The sequence below is a fragment of the Alteribacillus sp. HJP-4 genome (genome assembly GCF_042139015.1).
In the GTDB taxonomy this organism is placed as follows: Bacteria; Bacillota; Bacilli; order Bacillales; family Marinococcaceae; genus JBHIKY01.
Genome location: NZ_JBHIKY010000034.1, coordinates 1 through 17115, shown reverse-complemented (window position 1 = coordinate 17115; position 17115 = coordinate 1). Strand labels below are relative to the sequence as shown.

16 protein-coding genes and 2 pseudogenes are annotated in these 17115 nt (G+C 39.5%); 6 read left to right on the top strand and 12 right to left on the bottom strand.

The features are described 5' to 3' along the window. Positions 1 to 8 precede the first annotated feature (8 nt). Positions 9 to 1169, top strand: coding sequence for a serine racemase VanT catalytic subunit (vanT, locus tag ACE4RR_RS19765; protein ID WP_375537160.1), 1161 nt, complete (start codon positions 9 to 11; stop codon positions 1167 to 1169). 601 nt (positions 1170 to 1770) lie between these two features. Beyond that, complete coding sequence (locus tag ACE4RR_RS19760; RefSeq protein WP_375537171.1) at positions 1771 to 2097, top strand: N-acetylmuramoyl-L-alanine amidase family protein; 327 nt, start codon at positions 1771 to 1773, stop codon at positions 2095 to 2097. 40 nt (positions 2098 to 2137) lie between these two features. Here the strand turns inward: ACE4RR_RS19760 and ACE4RR_RS19755 are convergent. The 3 genes and pseudogenes from ACE4RR_RS19755 to ACE4RR_RS19745 form a co-directional block, all read right to left on the bottom strand. Beyond that, a pseudogene (locus ACE4RR_RS19755) lies at positions 2138 to 2537 on the bottom strand (transposase); the annotation flags it as partial. A gap of 313 nt (positions 2538 to 2850) precedes the next feature. Further along, positions 2851 to 3804, bottom strand: a complete 954-nt coding sequence (locus ACE4RR_RS19750) for an SDR family NAD(P)-dependent oxidoreductase (protein ID WP_375537159.1) — start codon at positions 3802 to 3804, stop codon at positions 2851 to 2853. A gap of 97 nt (positions 3805 to 3901) precedes the next feature. Further along, positions 3902 to 4510, bottom strand: a complete 609-nt coding sequence (locus ACE4RR_RS19745; protein ID WP_375537158.1) for a TetR/AcrR family transcriptional regulator — start codon at positions 4508 to 4510, stop codon at positions 3902 to 3904. A gap of 290 nt (positions 4511 to 4800) precedes the next feature. Between ACE4RR_RS19745 and ACE4RR_RS19740 the strand changes: the two are divergent. Continuing rightward, positions 4801 to 5055: pseudogene (locus ACE4RR_RS19740) on the top strand (IS4 family transposase); the annotation flags it as partial. 159 nt (positions 5056 to 5214) lie between these two features. Here the strand turns inward: ACE4RR_RS19740 and ACE4RR_RS19735 are convergent. The 3 genes from ACE4RR_RS19735 to ACE4RR_RS19725 form a co-directional block, all read right to left on the bottom strand. Continuing rightward, positions 5215 to 5778 (bottom strand): hypothetical protein, encoded by a 564-nt coding sequence (locus ACE4RR_RS19735; protein ID WP_375537157.1) that lies wholly within the window; start codon positions 5776 to 5778, stop codon positions 5215 to 5217. A 113-nt stretch (positions 5779 to 5891) separates the two neighbouring features. Continuing rightward, complete coding sequence (locus tag ACE4RR_RS19730; protein WP_375537156.1) at positions 5892 to 6518, bottom strand: recombinase family protein; 627 nt, start codon at positions 6516 to 6518, stop codon at positions 5892 to 5894. 268 nt (positions 6519 to 6786) lie between these two features. Beyond that, positions 6787 to 7674 carry a LysR family transcriptional regulator gene (locus tag ACE4RR_RS19725; protein WP_375537155.1) on the bottom strand — a complete coding sequence of 296 codons (888 nt, stop codon included), beginning with the start codon at positions 7672 to 7674 and terminating at the stop codon, positions 6787 to 6789. Between the two features lie 210 nt (positions 7675 to 7884). On the opposite strand from ACE4RR_RS19725, the gene ACE4RR_RS19720 reads away from it, so the two are divergent. The 3 genes from ACE4RR_RS19720 to ACE4RR_RS19710 all read left to right on the top strand — a co-directional run bounded on the left by ACE4RR_RS19720 (position 7885) and on the right by ACE4RR_RS19710 (position 12830). Next, positions 7885 to 9120, top strand: coding sequence for an MFS transporter (locus tag ACE4RR_RS19720; RefSeq protein ID WP_375537154.1), 1236 nt, complete (start codon positions 7885 to 7887; stop codon positions 9118 to 9120). Continuing rightward, complete coding sequence (locus tag ACE4RR_RS19715) at positions 9117 to 9668, top strand: NAD(P)H-dependent oxidoreductase (protein WP_375537153.1); 552 nt, start codon at positions 9117 to 9119, stop codon at positions 9666 to 9668. The genes ACE4RR_RS19720 and ACE4RR_RS19715 overlap by 4 nt, the downstream gene beginning before the upstream one ends. A gap of 204 nt (positions 9669 to 9872) precedes the next feature. Then, positions 9873 to 12830 carry a Tn3 family transposase gene (locus tag ACE4RR_RS19710; RefSeq protein WP_375537152.1) on the top strand — a complete coding sequence of 986 codons (2958 nt, stop codon included), beginning with the start codon at positions 9873 to 9875 and terminating at the stop codon, positions 12828 to 12830. A gap of 476 nt (positions 12831 to 13306) precedes the next feature. Here ACE4RR_RS19710 and ACE4RR_RS19705 read toward each other — a convergent pair whose 3' ends face one another. The 6 genes from ACE4RR_RS19705 to ACE4RR_RS19680 all read right to left on the bottom strand — a co-directional run. After that, positions 13307 to 14110 carry an energy-coupling factor transporter transmembrane component T family protein gene (locus ACE4RR_RS19705; protein WP_375537151.1) on the bottom strand — a complete coding sequence of 268 codons (804 nt, stop codon included), beginning with the start codon at positions 14108 to 14110 and terminating at the stop codon, positions 13307 to 13309. Positions 14111 to 14121: 11 nt separating this feature from the next. Then, positions 14122 to 15591, bottom strand: a complete 1470-nt coding sequence (locus ACE4RR_RS19700) for an ABC transporter ATP-binding protein (RefSeq protein WP_375537150.1) — start codon at positions 15589 to 15591, stop codon at positions 14122 to 14124. Between the two features lie 13 nt (positions 15592 to 15604). Continuing rightward, a complete protein-coding gene (locus ACE4RR_RS19695) occupies positions 15605 to 16183 on the bottom strand; it encodes an ECF transporter S component (RefSeq protein ID WP_375537149.1) in 579 nt (192 codons plus the stop codon). A 67-nt stretch (positions 16184 to 16250) separates the two neighbouring features. Further along, positions 16251 to 16424, bottom strand: a complete 174-nt coding sequence (locus ACE4RR_RS19690) for a TenA family protein (RefSeq protein ID WP_375537148.1) — start codon at positions 16422 to 16424, stop codon at positions 16251 to 16253. Positions 16425 to 16438: 14 nt separating this feature from the next. After that, complete coding sequence (locus tag ACE4RR_RS19685; protein WP_375537147.1) at positions 16439 to 16726, bottom strand: thiaminase II/PqqC family protein; 288 nt, start codon at positions 16724 to 16726, stop codon at positions 16439 to 16441. A gap of 37 nt (positions 16727 to 16763) precedes the next feature. After that, a partial coding sequence (locus tag ACE4RR_RS19680) for a M20/M25/M40 family metallo-hydrolase (protein WP_375537146.1) occupies positions 16764 to 17115 on the bottom strand: 352 nt, incomplete at its 5' end.

The following is a 17115-nucleotide window of genomic DNA, read 5'->3' as shown; positions in this document are numbered from 1 at the left end:
TCGTTTTCTTGAAGATATCCTCAAGGAGAAAAAAACAGTGGGATGTAGCACCCGACAATCGAGCATGGATTGAGGTTAACTTACCAGCACTTAAACACAATGTGCAGGAACTTAGTCGTCTCCTTCCAGACCAATCCGAATTAATGGCAGTAGTAAAAGCGAACGCCTACGGACATGGGGATATAGCCATTGCACTTGAATTAATGCGGAGTGGGGTAAAATCGTTCGCGGTTGCTACGTTAAAAGAAGGAATTCATTTAAGACAGCAGGGAATTAAAGGAGACATTCTTATCCTTGGGTACACCAATCCCAAATATTCATCCCAATTAGCGAAATACAATCTAATTCAGACAGTGATAGATTATCCATATGCCCAAATGCTGAATCAGTCATCAAAACCGATACGGGTTCATATAAAAATAGATACCGGTATGAATAGACTAGGTGTCTATGCTGAAAATCTCTCGGAAATCGAAGGGATATTCCTTTGCACCAATTTAAAAGTAGATGGAATATTTTCCCATTTATCCACTTCAGATAGTGTAGCGGGCGAAAACGCTCTTTTTACTGAGCAACAAATTCAACGTTTCTATCAGCTTACTGATTCACTAAAAGCGAAAGGATATTATCTTGGAAAGCTACACATCCAATCGAGTTATGGCATATTAAACTATCCAGACTTAGCTTATGACTATGCCCGGGTAGGAATCGCTTTATACGGAGTCTTAAGTGCGCATGACCCAACACATACATCGGTCCATTTAAAACCTGTTTTATCGTTAAAAGCACGCATTGCTACCATTAAAGAGATCGAGCCAGGTGATGCTATTAGCTATGGAAGACAATTTAAAGCCACATCAAACATGAAAATAGCGACTATTACGATTGGCTATGCTGATGGGATTCCAAGAATGCTGAATGAAAATAGCGATGCTTACGTATTAGTACATGCTGAAAAAGCTCCAATTATCGGTCGCATCTGTATGGATCAATTAATTATAGATATTTCTCATATAAAAGAGGCAAAACAAAATGATGTGGTCACTTTAATAGGCGTAGATGGTGACAAACAAATTCGATGTGAAGACATAGCCCAGCAAAATGGTACGATTTCCAATGAAATTCTTAGTAGATTAGGTTCACGATTAGAATACGTGTATCTAAAGTGAGACTATGATTAGGGGAGTTAATTGCCACTCACCATTAAGGGAATTAGCGCCTGTTAATCCCTCTTAGCTTCCTTTTGTTATTATGGAACTAAAGGGTAATCCCAAATAAAAGAAGTTACCATCTAGACCCTGACAAACGTTTATGGTGGTTACTTTCATGCTTAAAAGTAGTTCCCCATTAAAGAGCTATGCACTAAATGTTTGGTGTTCCCGCACCAGACAGTTTTTATTATGATATGTTCTTCTATTTATATGCTCGATTGTCAGTATCTAAACGATAATTGCTATGATCTTTACTTGAAGAAGTCAGAACCATACTCCAAATCGCTGTTAATCTCTCGAACAGTTGCATTATCTTTTAATATAATACCTCTACCTGTGTTCCCATCATCAATTTAAATAGTATCTAAGAAAAAATAAGTTACTGTGTATGCTATCTTTATCATCACCCTTCACTAGTATTTTTGTTAGTTTAATTATTGGCTAGTTACATTCACTCTACATAACGGGAGCTATTATTTAATAATCTTTTACTAGGTGAGTCATAACCATAAAGGAAATGTTGCTTTCTCTGGAAAAACAGACCAGTATGTGAAGAAATATAATTCGTGAAACTTTAGGTAAAGCTAACAAGGACAAGGAAAACATTAAAAGTAGTGATACCGCTTTTAAGGTTGTCATTGATCCTGGACATGGTGGTAAGGATAACGGGGCAACAGGTGCTAGTGGCCTGTATGAAAAGAATTTCACTTTAAACTTGTCCAAAAAGGTGCAAAAGCTGTTGGAGGACGAGCCACAAGTAGAAGTTTTAATGACAAGAACCGATGATAGTTTTCTTTCACAAGAAAGTCGATACAGACCGAAATATGCCAACAAGCAAGATGCGGGGGTTTGTCAAATAAAGTGTGTAAGTAACTTCAACTGTTAGTGTACAGATCGTTTCAAACAGTGTTAGAATTAGCCACAGCAACGGTAGACGAGATGTCCCGTTGAGTACATGCCCTTGGCATACATCGATAAAACTTTGTCATCAATAGCTGAAACATCTTTGACGCTTGGGAATAAGCTGTGGTTCAAACGATCCATAACGATCCCGAGGGGTAGCTATTTCAACCTTTCCGGAGGTTGTGTGTAACGTTTTCTTCCCATACCCATTTCTTCTATTTGACGAGTCTTTTTTACCTTTATCGTTCGAATCATAACCAAGGTGGTGATTCATTTCACCTTTTAACATCGCTTCAAACATAGGTCCCAAAATATCTTTAAGAGCGTTCTGAATATCTTCTACAGATTCAGGCTGGTATTCTTCGATAATTTATTAGCTAAGTTTACTGATTTGGGATCACGCTTAATTTTGTCATTTAAAATCCTCCAATTCCATATATCATTAGTCTAGGTAAATAAAAAAAATCTAAACTGGCAAGTAGAAGCCGTACGCTCTTCTAATTACACAGTTTAGATTACACTCTCAGATGCGGATGTATTTCTATCTATTCATGGTAACACTTTTTCCGATTCAACTGTCTCGGAGACAGAAACGTTTTATTATCATAAACATTCCCGCCTTCTCCTTTTATAGTTTATTTATAGGAATGCTGCCCTATAGCGACATTAAAGAAAAGGAATCATATTTTTATAATTATATAATTACCTTTATTTCTAATTAACGTTAAGGCTAGTATTAAATATTCTTATTTAGACCAACAATGTTAGAACTCCAAGTCCATAGCTCTTTAGCACGATCAATGTCATAAGATTCCTTGGAAGAGGCTATTTCTTTTGGTCCATCAAAGTATTGCCCACTACTCGAAAAACGCTGATTCAATAGTAAATTGGCAAGATCAGATCCAGATTGTTGCGTGGACCGTATACTGGAACGAAAGAAACGCATTAGTGGTAGTACATTATTCCACATGAATTTAAGTATAGGATTGTAATCTCTAGATAAACTAGAGCCCCTTCCAGGCATCATTCCTGGATTAAATGCTTTTACAGAAATTAATCGATTGGCTTTTTCAATACGTCGAGCTAGTTCGTAGCTAAAATAGAGATTACATAGCTTCGATGTTGTATAACGTGTTTGCCCCCTACTAAGAGATGAAAGATTTGCTAATGATTCATCCGATTTTTGTGGATTAGCCATAATACTAGGGTGGAGATAAATTGGTGCAGGCATACCTGTTTTCATAAGTGGATCATGGGTATCGCTGCTTACAACAACAATAGAGCCGTGATCTTGAATCTGATTAAGTAATAATCTTACAAGTAAAAAATGACCAAGATGATTAACCCCAAATGTCGCTTCTATTCCATCAACTGTAGCTTGAGTTCCTTGTGCAAATTGAACACCCGCATTACAAATAATGGAATGCAATGGCGGAAGATCAGCTTCATTGAATTGATGAACAAAATGATGTATGGACGAGAACGAGGCTAAATCCACTACCATTCCTGAGATATGTTGATTCCCTGTTGTTTGAATCAATTCTTTGGCAGCTATATTGACCCTTTCTTTATTACGTGAAGCCAAAATTATGTGCCAATCAGTATTAGCTTTTGCAATCACTTTAGCACATTCATACCCTAATCCTGTATTCCCTCCAGTTATAATCACAGTCTTTTTTGCTTTTGTCATACGATTTTCCTCCTTATTAATACTTATATATAATACGATACAGTATCGTATCGTATTATGTCAATAAAATAACCTCGCTTTACATGCAAGGTTAAAATTATTTTTCCTTTATTCCGTTCAAAATCATGTCAATCCCAGCCCTTAAATGAGGTTCTAAATCTGTTGTAGAGGGCTTGAGTAAAAGTTGGTAAATAATAAAACCAATTAAAAATTCGGAAACTAGATCTAAATTTACTTCTTTACGAATATTCTCTTCCTCAAGATATTTTTGAAGCAAATTTGAAATTTCCTTTGTTTTAGGCAGTGAATGGTTTTCCCAATACGATTCGGAAATCTGTGTATTACTTGATAATGTTGACATTAGTAGGGAGAGCATTTGTTTACCAAGCGGGTTATTCATTTGCTCTGTGAAGTTTCGTGAGAGTTCCAATAAGACATCATCTAACTTCCCATTTATTGAGATATCAAATTCTGGTTTCAACTGTTCCAATGCAGCAAGAATTAACTCATCTTTATTTTTCCATCTCCGATAAATAGAACTCTTACCAACTCCAGCTTTCGTAGCAATAGTTTCCATACTAATTTTTTCAACACCAACTTCAGCAAGAAGAGTTAGTGTTGCATCAAGAATACGTTTATCAACATCACTACTTCTTGGTCTTCCTCGTTGGAATGTTTGTTCAGAATTACCACTATTAGAATTCAAGGTAGTTACCTTCTTTCGTAATGCATAATGACACATTATACCATAAGATACTTGTAGATACTTTCATAGTGAAATGCTTCTCAATACTAATATTGCTTGTTCAACTAAAGCACCCATATATATAGTATCAGCAAAAAAACATTGATGTGATGCACCCTTTATCTTTGTTTATATATATTCATAGATAAGCCTTTAAGGACTTGACTTGGAGCCTCTGTGGGTACGATTGGTCTTGAAAGGCTGAAGCAGTTGTTTCAGTGGCACACAAGCCTATCATACCCACCCCTCCAAGTAACAAAGCGAATGATTGTCCAGAGAAGAATGCCGTCTATCGCTTTTTAAACAAATCTACCTTTGCTTGGAGAAAGTTTTTACTATTTCTAAGCGCTCATACCATTGACAAAGTAAAGAACTTAACGAGTCATGATCGACCGAAAGTATTGATTGTCGACGATTCTTCGTATGATCGTAATCGCAGTAAATCAGTTGAATTATTAGCTCGCTGTTTTGACCATGCATCCCAAAAGATGCGCTTTTATAAAGGGTCATGATGGATGTTAGTTGAATACATTTTGTTAATAAAAAATTCTCTTAAATTTTAGTCTTCGATACACTGCCTTATATAAAATAGTGTATATTTAAAGTCTTTTTATCATGGAGCTTATTCAAGTAAAATACCCTCTAATGGAAGATACGAAGTCAGGTTATTTAATTGGATTTTGTTTAAATAATAAGGTTACATACCCAATTATAGAAGCCCCGACAAAAAGAGATTGAAATCCTAATATATCAGCGATTACCCCAGAAAATATGGACCCCATTGCCTGACCAAGTGCAAGTACTAAGAAAGGTATACCTAGTCCAAATGATGGGTTAGTCTTAAACACGGAAATCCCCCATACTATTAAAACCCCTGTCATGAAAATATAAGAGCTTCCAAATAGAACTGGTGAAAGGAACCCCATTATATTGTTACTATGATAAATTCCTAGGATAAGGGAAGAGGTTGAAAGTGCTAATACTGAAATCCTATAAGCACTCGTTAAACCAAACTTATTTATAAACACACCAGCAGTTCCCCCTAGTAAACCTGCAACTCCAATAATTACCCAAAACCACTCTCCTAGGTATGTAGGAACACTATTTAAGTTTAACATAAAGTTTCTTGAGAATGTCCAATAGGCCGAGCAGGATATCCCTATAAATAAAGATGCAATAATTAGTGGGATAGAGTTTTTCCATTCCTTTTTAGAGTGGTTAACCGTCACTTTCTTTTCTAAAGTTTGATGTTTTGGAAGTGCTTTATAATTGGGGTAGAGGTAGCGTCTGTCGATTTTGCCGCCATCTCCCCCTAGAAGTCCTTCAATAGACTACATACTCTTTACTCCTCATATTCCTTCATTATTTTATAAAACGTGTTTTTCTTTAGTTCTAACATCTCCATAAGCATAACGCCTGTTATGTCTCCGTTTCTCCATTTGGGATGGTTTTCTTCTATTATCCGTCGCTGATTCTTGCTCAAATTGGAAAGATTAATTTGAGGGCGCCCTAAATGTTTCCCTTGAGATTTAGCTACCGCGATACCTTCAGCCTGTCTTTGATGAATTTTCTTACGTTCTTGATCAGCAACATACGAAAGCAAAGATAAAAATTGGTCTTCCAATAAACGCCCCATATCACCCATTTCACGGAATTTTCGGCTGTCAAATAAAGATTCGTTTTCTAGTACGATAATGTCTGCCTTTAATTCTCTTGTAATGTACTTCCATTCTGCAATAACCTCATCATAGTTACGGCCCATACGATCAAGAGCATCCATATAGACAATGTCCCCTTCATTGAGGACTTTACGCAGCAATTGGTATTGTGGGCGTTCGAAGTTTTTTCCACTTGCTCTATCAACAAAAATGCGGCGTGCCTTTACACCCCTCTCCATCATTTTGTGTAACTGACGCTGTTCATTCTGATCTTTGGTACTCACCCGTATGTATCCATAGTTATTTGCCATGTTCATCGCCCCTATTGTTTTATAAACAAATAATTGTAACTTATATGTTTATAAAGGTAAATGAAATATACAAACGTTTATAAATATTTTTGACCACATTTATAAACTTGATATTACGCAGTTTTATAAATGTGTTCTCTCTCCCCATAAAGGTATACCTTTATAAACATATTCTCACTCACAATCACTGGTATCGCTAACTTCAAAGAACCTATGCTTAGATTCAACTGAAAAATTTATCTTTCTGATTGACCATTTATCTAAATTCTTAAGTCGAAAAAGGCTCAGAATTATGATTTTGGCTCATGACGTTAATGAATTCTTTTGTTGCAGGGGTAACTTCATCAAATGAGTGAGTAATAATACCAATATCACGAGTAATCCTCGGCTGAATATCCTTTATGATTAAATGATGGGACACAGAAGAAAGGGTGAAGTTTGAAACAATACCAATACCTAAGTTATTTTTGACCATATTAATCAGCGTTTCAGCATTTTGGACGGTTAGAGTTTCTTTAAATTTAATATTATGTTCTTGGAATATTTTTGATATCGCGATTTCGTGCCCACCTTTACAAAAAATCATTTCATTCTGGTGTTTCTCTAGGTCAATTTGTTGTTCTCGATTTAATCGATGATCTTCTGGAATGATCGCGACCATGTAATCCTTGTTTAAGACTTTAAATTCATATGGATCAAAGGGAGATGCCACGATCCCCATATCAACCGTTCGGTCCTCTACCCATTCCTTTATTTGATCGGAGGTTCCTTCTATGAGTTCTATATAAACATCTGGATATTTTGACCTAAATAATGCAAGGGTCATAGGCAAAATATTGGTTGATACGGCTGGAAAAGAACCCACTTTTACCTTACCGCTTAAAAGTTGATTTTCCCGATGAGCAACTTGGTATATTTTGTTCTCAATAAATGTCATTTGTCTCGTCAGGATCAGAATTTCTTTCCCCACTTCAGTAAGCATTAACCCATTCCGCTTGTCCCTAATGAACAATTTAATATTCAGCGATTTTTCTAGATTTTTCACGGCCTTACTGACCGCGGGTTGTGATATAAACAGCTCTTCAGAAGCTTCAGTAATGTTCATTTTTTCGGAGACCTTCTGGAATATGCTTAGGTTGTTCATGTTCATAACCATTTGGTTAACACCCTTATTAAAAAAATATATTTCAGTTATATACAAATATAACATATGATAATAACCAATAGTAATCAGCTTAGAAAGCCAGCTGTTCAAATTTTTTTATGGAATATTTCTATTACTCTTGTTTGAGATACATGAGTTACGAAAAATAACAAATTTTAAATTCCAGGCTACTCAAACTGAATCTCGAAGGAGAATTGCAAAATGCATCTAACGAAAGACGAAAAAACTCAACCTTGGCGTATATGGGTGACCGCCTGGATGGTAACGGCGGTCTTCATACTATCGAACTTACCCACTCCACTCTATGTGCTCTGGCAGCAGGAAATGGGCTTTTCCAACGGTACGCTTACGCTGGTCTTTGCGGCCTACATCGTGGGCCTTCTTATAACGCTTCTTGTCGCCGGCCAGCTCTCTGATCGGTTCGGTCGCAAACTTGTACTGTATCCAGGGCTGACGGCAGCCATACTAGCCTGCATCCTGTTTGCTACAGCGTCCTCGGTGATCGCCCTTGTCGTCGCCCGTTTTCTGTCGGGCATTGCTGTCGGCGTTATCGTCTCGGCGGGGATGGCCTCGGTCATGGATGTCGGCGGATCCAAACGGAAGCCTTTAGCTTCGCTTGCCGCATCCGTCACAATGGTGTTGGGGGCGGGTTTAGGACCACTGCTTGCGGGTGGCTTGGCTGAGGTCATGACCCGCCCGGTGGTTCCAATCTTCACGGTCGAACTTGTTATCTTGGCGAGCGCCTATCTTGTTGTGGGTAAACTTCCAAAAAGACGTATTGACTCCCCTCAACAGGGCAGATGGCGATTGCGTATGCCAAGTGTGCCGTCAGCAAATCGCTTGCATCTGGCTTTTGGGATTGCCGTCTTCGCACCTGGCATTACTGCGACATCCTTTGTTTTATCGCTTGGTCCTTCGCTTTTGTCCAAGCTTTTGAATGTAACAAGCCCTCTTGTTGCGGGTGGCACAGCCTGTGTCACATTCCTAGCGGCAACCGGCGTACAATTCATGCTCAAGAAGCTGCCCGTGCGTACCATTTTCTTGATTGGTGCAACGTCAACAATCCTGGCTATGCTCAGTATGGCAGGAGCTGTCAACGCCTCTGTTGCCCTGCTACTCGTGATTGCTGCCGTTCTTGCTGGTGTTGGTCAGGGTCTTGGACAACTTGGTGGTCTGACACTCATCGGCCTTCATGTTCCGGATCATCGCAGGGCTGAGGCAAACGCGGTCCTCAACATCGGAGGTTACATTCCGGCCGCCCTTCTGCCTGTATGCACTGGCTATGTCATCGATTACACGGGGTTGGCGTTCGGAGCGACCACTTTCGCTGCCACGCTGGCTATAGTATCCGGAGCTGCTGCAATTTTTGTCCGCACACGGCTTAAAAGGGACCATTTTAAAAGCATCATAACAAAGAAACGGAGTGGTCTATCATGAAAATATTAGTTATCATAGTGCATCCAAATATTGAACAATCACGAGTCAATAAGGCTCGGAAACATGAACTGGAAACAGATAACAGCGTTACGATTCATGAACTTTATAAAAGGTATCCGAATGAAGAAATAAATGTTGAAGAAGAGCAGGAACTATTGAAAACCCATAATCGAATTATCTTCCAATTTCCTATGTATTGGTATAGTTCACCACCATTATTAAAGAAATGGTTTGATTTCGTTTTGACGAAGGGTTGGGCATATGGAAGAAACGGAAATAAATTAAAAGACAAAGAATTTGGTTTAGCCGTTTCAACATTTTCCCCTGAAGACCATTATAAGAACTCTGGCTTAAATAACCATACAATAGAAGAACTTACCTTTCCATTCGAGACGACAGTCAATAAAATTAAAGGTATTTATCTCCCTATATTTGTGCGACATGGCGTAGGAAACATGCGTTATGACGATTTAAAAAAGGATGCCTTAGAATACAAAAATTATATAACAAGAAAATATATCAATGGTAAAAAGTCAAAATTCAGCTGATCTTTTCTATTTCCAATCAGTGATGAAGTCGGTAGCTTCCGTTCAATTATATAAAAGGTAACCGGTTGCGTTGCTATGGGAAAAGGAGAGTCTTGTTTGTACGAGCGAAGAAGTTACATGAAGGAGAGGTACAGCACTAAATTTTTCTCAAAAAAGTTGGCTGTACCTCAATTTCCATACTTTTGAGGGGATTGATAACTTTAGATGAAACATCAATGGACAGAAGAAGAGCTCGTTGAACATTTTATATTCCTTCCAACAGAGAGACAAGTGGTAGAGAAAAAGAGAAATACAACCAGGCTCGGCTTTGCTGTACTATTTAAGTATTTTCAACAAGAAGCTCGCTTCCCTACGGACCCTTCGATGATACCATTACCTGTTATCGAATTTATAGCAAAACAGCTACAGGTCTCTACCGATCAATTCAGATATTATGATTGGAGAGGACGGACCTTGGAGAGACATCGGGCTGAAGTTCGTCAGCACTTCGGTTTTCGGGAACATTCAATTCAGGATGTTAAGGATATTTCTCAATGGTTGGTTGAAAAAGTACTGGATCATAATCAGAATGAGGAATCATTAAAAGAAAAGGTGTTAACAACGTTTCGCCAACAGAAAATTGAACCTTCTTCAGATAGATCCATATACATCATGATCAGATCATCTATTCATCAACATGAGCAAATCTTTTATGAGAAGACTGTTCGAAGGCTGTCTGAGGTATCCAAGAAACGAATGGATGCATCTATGGAAGCGTGGGCAGATATGGATGAAAAATTCATGGAAGAAACTCGTTCTAAAGAAAAAGAGAACTTGACTTTTAGCCAAATAAACATGGGACCCGGTCGTGCAAGCAAAAAAACACTGGAATGGGAGATCAAAAAGCTGAAAGACCTAAAAATGTTGGAACTTCCCAATGATCTATTTAGTCATATACCTTCCAAGATGTTGCGAAAGTATCGGTTGCGGGCGATCTCGGAGAAGGCGAATGAACGGCGCCGTCATCCTCCAGAAGTTCGCTATACCTTGTTATCTGCATTCTTTTGGTCCCGTTGCCGGGAGATTACAGATTCACTGGTTGAATTACTAATGACTATTACACATAACATCAACGGACAAGCAGAAAAGAAAGTGGATCGAGAGCTATTAAAAGAAATCAAGCGGGTTCGTGGGAAGAACAATATCATGGCTACTTTGCTTGAAGAGATGTTAGACAATCAAGAGAATGTGGTCAAGGAAATTTTATTCTCCGTGATGAATGAAGAAACTGCACAGGATCTATTAAAGGAACTGAAGTACAATAAGAATGTTTATCGAGAAAAAGTGTATTACAAAATGCGTAGTTCTTACAGTCATTCCTATCGCACCGCAATTACAGACCTATTAAGTATTTTAGAGTTCCGTTCCAACAACCCCAAACACCAGCCTGTGATTAAAGCGCTAGATTTGGTGAAGAAATACATAGGAACGAGACAAAAGTATTTTCCAATTGACGATGATATACTTATAGATGAAGTCGTTCCATCGAAGTTTATGAAGGTAGTTCTAGAAAAAGATACAAAGGGAAACTCTAGAGTTAATCGTATCAATTATGAAATATCCGTATTACAATCCCTGCGAGATAAACTTCGGTGTAAGGAAATTTGGGTAGTAGGCGCTGATCGGTATCGGGACCCTGAGGAAGATTTACCAACCGACTTTGAGAAAAAACGTCAGGAGTATTATGATGCCCTAGATCTTTCCATGGACGTTGATTCTATCATCTCCAAGTTACAGAAAGAATTAGACAACAAGTTGGGGCAATTGAATCAATCGGTCCCGAATGATCCAAAAGTTTCGATTAGCAACTACCGTAACGGCTGGATTTCTGTCTCACCGCTAGAACCTCAACCAGAACCGGAACGGCTCATTCAACTCAAACAAGTGGTAGCGAAACGTTGGTGGCTATTAGAATTGATTGATATGTTTAAGGAAACGGACCTCCGAACGGACTTTACCGGCGCCTTTCATAGTTTAGCAAGATACGAACGGTTGAATCGATCAGAAATTCAAAAGCGCCTGCTTCTTTGTTTGTATGGATTGGGAACTAATATGGGGTTAAAACGAATGGCTGCCGGGAATCCTGATGTCACTTACGATAACTTGCTTTATGTGAAACGTAAGTATATCCATCCCGAAAACCTAAAGGCAGCCAATGTTCAAGTGGTGAATGCCATTCTCAAAGAACGTGTGGAGGATGTATGGGGACAGGCAACAACATCTTGCGCCTCTGATTCCAAAAAGGTTGGTGCGTGGGATCAGAACCTTATGAGCCAGTGGCATCCTCGTTATCGTGGGACAGGCGTTATGATTTATTGGCACGTTGAAAACCAGTCGGTCTGTTTTCACTCTCAATTAAAAACGTGCTTATCGTCAGAAGTGGCTTCGATGATTCAGGGCCTTCTGCATCACGCAACTGAAAAAGAAGTTGACCGTAACTATGTCGATACACACGGTCAAAGTGAAATCGGATTTGCCTTTTGCCACCTGTTAGGATTCAAGCTTATGCCTCGTTTTAAAAATATTGGTCGACAGAAATTATATAAACCGCATCATGGAATGACCGATGCCTATCTGAATTTGCAGCCGGTTATGGCGCAAAAGCCGATTGACTGGGGTCTTATTCGGCAGCAATATGATCAAATGGTGAAGTATGCGACGGCGTTAAAGTTTAATACAGCCGAAACCGAAGCCATTTTGAAACGGTTTAGCAAAAACAAGAGTCACCCGGTTTATAAAGCATTGAGTGAACTCGGAAAGGCTATCAAAACTATTTTTTTATGTGATTACTTAATGTACGAAGAAATCAGACAAGAGATTAATGAGGGATTAAACGTGGTCGAGAACTGGAATTCAGCAGTTGGTTTTATCTTCTTTGGAAACAGTGGTGAACTCCAGAAAAACCAGGTTGAGGATCAGGAAGTTGCTGTGTTATCTCTTCAACTTCTTCAGAACAGTTTGGTTTATATAAACACGTTGAAAATCCAAAATACGATGAAGGATCACGGATGGATTGATAAGATGTCTCCTAATGATTTACGTGCACTTTCTCCATTAATTTATAACCATATTACTCCTTACGGACGATTTGAGATAGATTTAGATAAAAGATTGTCACTATGAAGTAAGCCCGTCTTTAAGGCGAGTTTAGTTATTTTTAGAGAGAAATGGCGGCAAAATTAACGGATGCTACCTTTACCCCTAGGAGGTGTGTTTGGCTCCTTTCGGTATATCTCGAAACACCAGTTATTCAAAATGGCCGAATTAAGAATTAAGCGGTTGAAAATTCGTTTTAAGAGTCACCTTCTGTCTATTAACTGTCATCCTGGAGATCTTTTCGGTACTTGAGGTTTTTTTACGTGGCTCTGTACCCAACTATGTCGAGCAAAATGAAAGGGTAAAAATATGATTTCCCATGGTCGTACTGCCGTGTCGACCTTCGGGGGACTTGATAAGGCTCTTAATGAATTTGGAATGGCCGACATCTCGCCATAATTTCCTGAAACAAAAGCAATGGAGCTGCCTGTTTAAAAATAAGAGAACAACATGAAAAAAGCCGATCGTAAAGTTGTTATTATTTATTGTCCTCCTCTTCACTTTTAACCACCATAACGAACATCCGTGATGGTAAAGTAGGGAAAGTGTATAGCTGTAACATAAGATAATGGAATGATTACTAGAAGATAGCACAGAAAGATGACATCAAATTTAGAAAAACCTAACCGATAGAAATACGTTCGGTTTCCGTGGGTAGAAAAGCGCTTAGCTTCCATGGCCACCGCAATCCGATAGGCTCTTCTGATACTTTGGGAAAGAAGAGGAATCGAATAGGATTTAAGTTTGTTATAAAATCCTTTTAGCCCTTTTTCCCCTTGAACACCGCGGACTTTCAGGGCATAATGCAAAGTTTGCATCTCTTCAATCATCAACGGAATCAACCGTATGGCAGCCATAAAACTATAGGCATATTTCGGTTTCAGCTTTAATTGTTGCATTAAGGAATAAAAGAGAAACACAGGCCGAGTTGTTAGGACAAAAACAATTCCTAATACGGCAAAGATAATCCCGCGAAAGCCTAAATGTAATCCCCGGAAAAAACTCTCTTCGGTAATATGGACCAGTCCCCACTTGGCCCACGTGATCTCCCCTTTCCCAAAAAATATCATCGATGTGGACGATGTAAGAAAAATTAAGAGAAACGGAACAGAAATCACCAATAAACGCTTCCATGGGTGACCGGTAAAGAACAAGTAGAGCACGAGCATTCCTATCATACTATTGATAAGAATATTAGTATTATGAATCATCAACAGATGAATGAATAAGAGAACCACAATTAGTAATTTCAAGCTCGGATTAATTTTATGAAGCCATGTTTCATTGTAAGAAATGTCCATTGTCATCGCTTTCCTCCCTATGAAGTAACTGTTGGATGTAATGTTTCTATATAGTTTGGAGCAGGAAATTCTTTGACAAGTTCCCCGTGGTTCATCTCCCAGACTTTCGTTGCAAAGTATTTCACTATATTCAGGTCATGGGTCACCATAATAATGGTGGTCCCTTGAGCCCTCAACTGTTCTAGCTGTTCTAAAATTGCAAATGTGTTTTTTGCATCTTGGCCGAAGGTAGGTTCGTCCAAAAGAATAATTGGCTGTTCTTTCACAATCGAAGCAGCGACACTCAACCTTCGCTTTTGCCCCATGGATAACTGATAAGGGTGTGTTTGTTTATGCTCCTCCAAATGATAAATCTTTAGCATCTGGTTGACACGCTGTGAAATAGTCTCCTGCTCCCATTTTGCTAAATGAAGGCTGAATGCGATTTCCTCATAGACAGAATTCGTAACGAATTGAAATTCAGGGTTTTGAAAGACAAAGCTGACATAATCAGCCAAATGTTTGATCCGCTTATAATCTTGTTCAAGAATGTAATAAGTGCCTCTGGTCTTTATCAATTTCATCATGGCAAGCAACAGAGTACTTTTTCCTGCCCCGTTTTTGCCAAGAACCGTTATCCACTCCCCTGGATGAGCACGAGCCTCCTCCACATGGAGGGCTGCAACTTTTCCTCTAAAAGCTGAAAAATCGGATAAATGAACAGCCAGTTTTGCATTAGCTGAATTTACTGGTGGTGGAATATGCCTGCCATTCTCATGAATGTAGTCCTCCCAAACGCTGGGGTACCAAATCCCCTGTTCGATAAGCACGTGATTATGTTGATCAAACACCTTCTGTTTTGACCCGTCGGCAATGATTGTCCCACTTTCATCGAGAAGGATAACACGATCGACAAAATCGACCACCTGTTCAATTTTATGTTCGACGATTACTACGGTCTTCTCTTCTCCTACGTTCTTAATCGTCTCCCAAACAAGCATTGTACCTTCCGGATCCAGCATGGCTGTCGGCTCATCTAAACATAGCACCTCGGGTTCCAGGGCGAGCACCGAGGCAATGGCCAGCCGCTGCTTCATCCCCCCGGATAACTCCTGGATTTTCGTATGGGTGTCAGCAAATTCCAATCCCACTATCTGTAGATAATAGTCAATATAATGATTCATTTTTTCCCGAGGAATCTGAAGGTTTTCTAATACAAATGCGATTTCCTCATCTACATAGGGCATACAAAATTGGGAATCTGGATCTTGAAATAAAAATCCCCAGGATTCTGGAATGGTTAGGGCATCTGCTTTCATTGGTACTTCCACCGCATTAGGGATAAGTCCCGTCAAGACTTGTAAAATCGTCGATTTTCCAGAACCGGATGGTCCAAGTATCAATACCTTTTCTCCCTTGTCAAAAGAAAGGGAGAAATCCTTGAACAACAAACATTCCACACCGGGAAACTTCAACCGCATGTTTGTCATACTAGAGATCGTTGTCATATTAACCCCCCTGCTAATCTAAAGCCTGATAATCTTCTTTAGTAGCTGGACGTACAAGGTTGGTAACACCTGTCTTTTCTAATGCTTGAACAATAAGATGAGCGAAAATACCAGAAATCAGAATCGCACCAGCTATTCTTGTTCCAAGTAAAATCAGCATATTCCAAAGCGCCAAGTCCCCAATGTAACCGTAATAAAAGTCAATACCGATTGAAGCGAACGCAGCTGCGACACCTGCTAAAGATGCAATCACCATATCATAGCGCTTATAACGGAACGCTGCGAAAATCAATTCAGCGGCAAGTCCCTGCCCAAGTCCAAAGAGGAGAGTAGCTACTCCCCACTCTCCTCCAAATAAGAATTCACCCTGGGCAGCAGCAACCTCTGCCAATAGAGCTACTCCAGGTTTTCGTATGATCAAATAAGCAACTACCGCCGCTATGAACCACATGCCATAAATCAACTGCTCCAGATGAAGTCCCAATGTAGCAACCACTCCATATAGCGGTCCCCACAATTTATAAATCACCCCAAATATCAGTGCGATGATGATGGTTACTAAAATATCTGTCAACTTTAACCCTTTTTCCATCTTTCCTCCATCTCCCTTGCTAGTGAATGTAAGTTAATTTTAAATAGGTTCATTTCGTTTCAGCTGTTCAGTAGATCCGATTTCTCCAACCGCATTTTCTTGTGGTAAGCCATGTCCCAACATGGTCACTCGCCTCCTCATTTTCGTTCAGTGCCTGCACGAGAACGATGTTGCTCCACGTACAGGCAAGCACACTTGCTACTATCTCAGCCTTCGATCCTTGATGTGCCTTGTTCAGCATGTAGCTTGTATAATCTAGAAGTGTAGAAGAAGGATTGGTGCTAATTCGTCCTTGCTGATTCCAAGTCTTCCAGCATAGTTTCGATGCAGGTCCATTTCTTCGTTCAGGGTAGAATGCAGTAAATCAGCAAACAAGGCCATGGCATCTAAACGAGTTGCCTTCACGCTTCCTAACGCAAATACCCGGCAATAGTCGATTAAATATAAGAGTAATCCTCCTCCACAAAAAAATTTGGATTTTTCAAGCTCTAAACTTCCATTCTTAATGCCCTTTATAATTGGGTGTTCAGATGGGCATCCCATATTGGTTTAGCATGATTATACAGACGATCGGTAAACTTCACATATCATCTTTTCGCTCAGCATGTTGAAACAAGTCATATAAAAAAGTGACCATGGTTTTTGTGAACCGTAGAAGCTGGTTCCGATCAAGCGACTCATTAACAGCATGTGCCTGATCTAGTGTGCCCGGGCCGTACAGGACAGTAGGGATGCCGGCCTCCGCTAACCATCCCCCATCTGTTACAGTAGGAGACATAGAATAGTCAACCGGAGTTTGGTGAATATGTTGATGTGCGTTTGCCAACATCTCAACCCCGGCATGCCTGGTGTTCACTGAGAATGCAGGGAATACTTCTCCTTGTTCTTCTATCATCGACGTACCACCCCATGAAAATTGAGGGGGATGATCT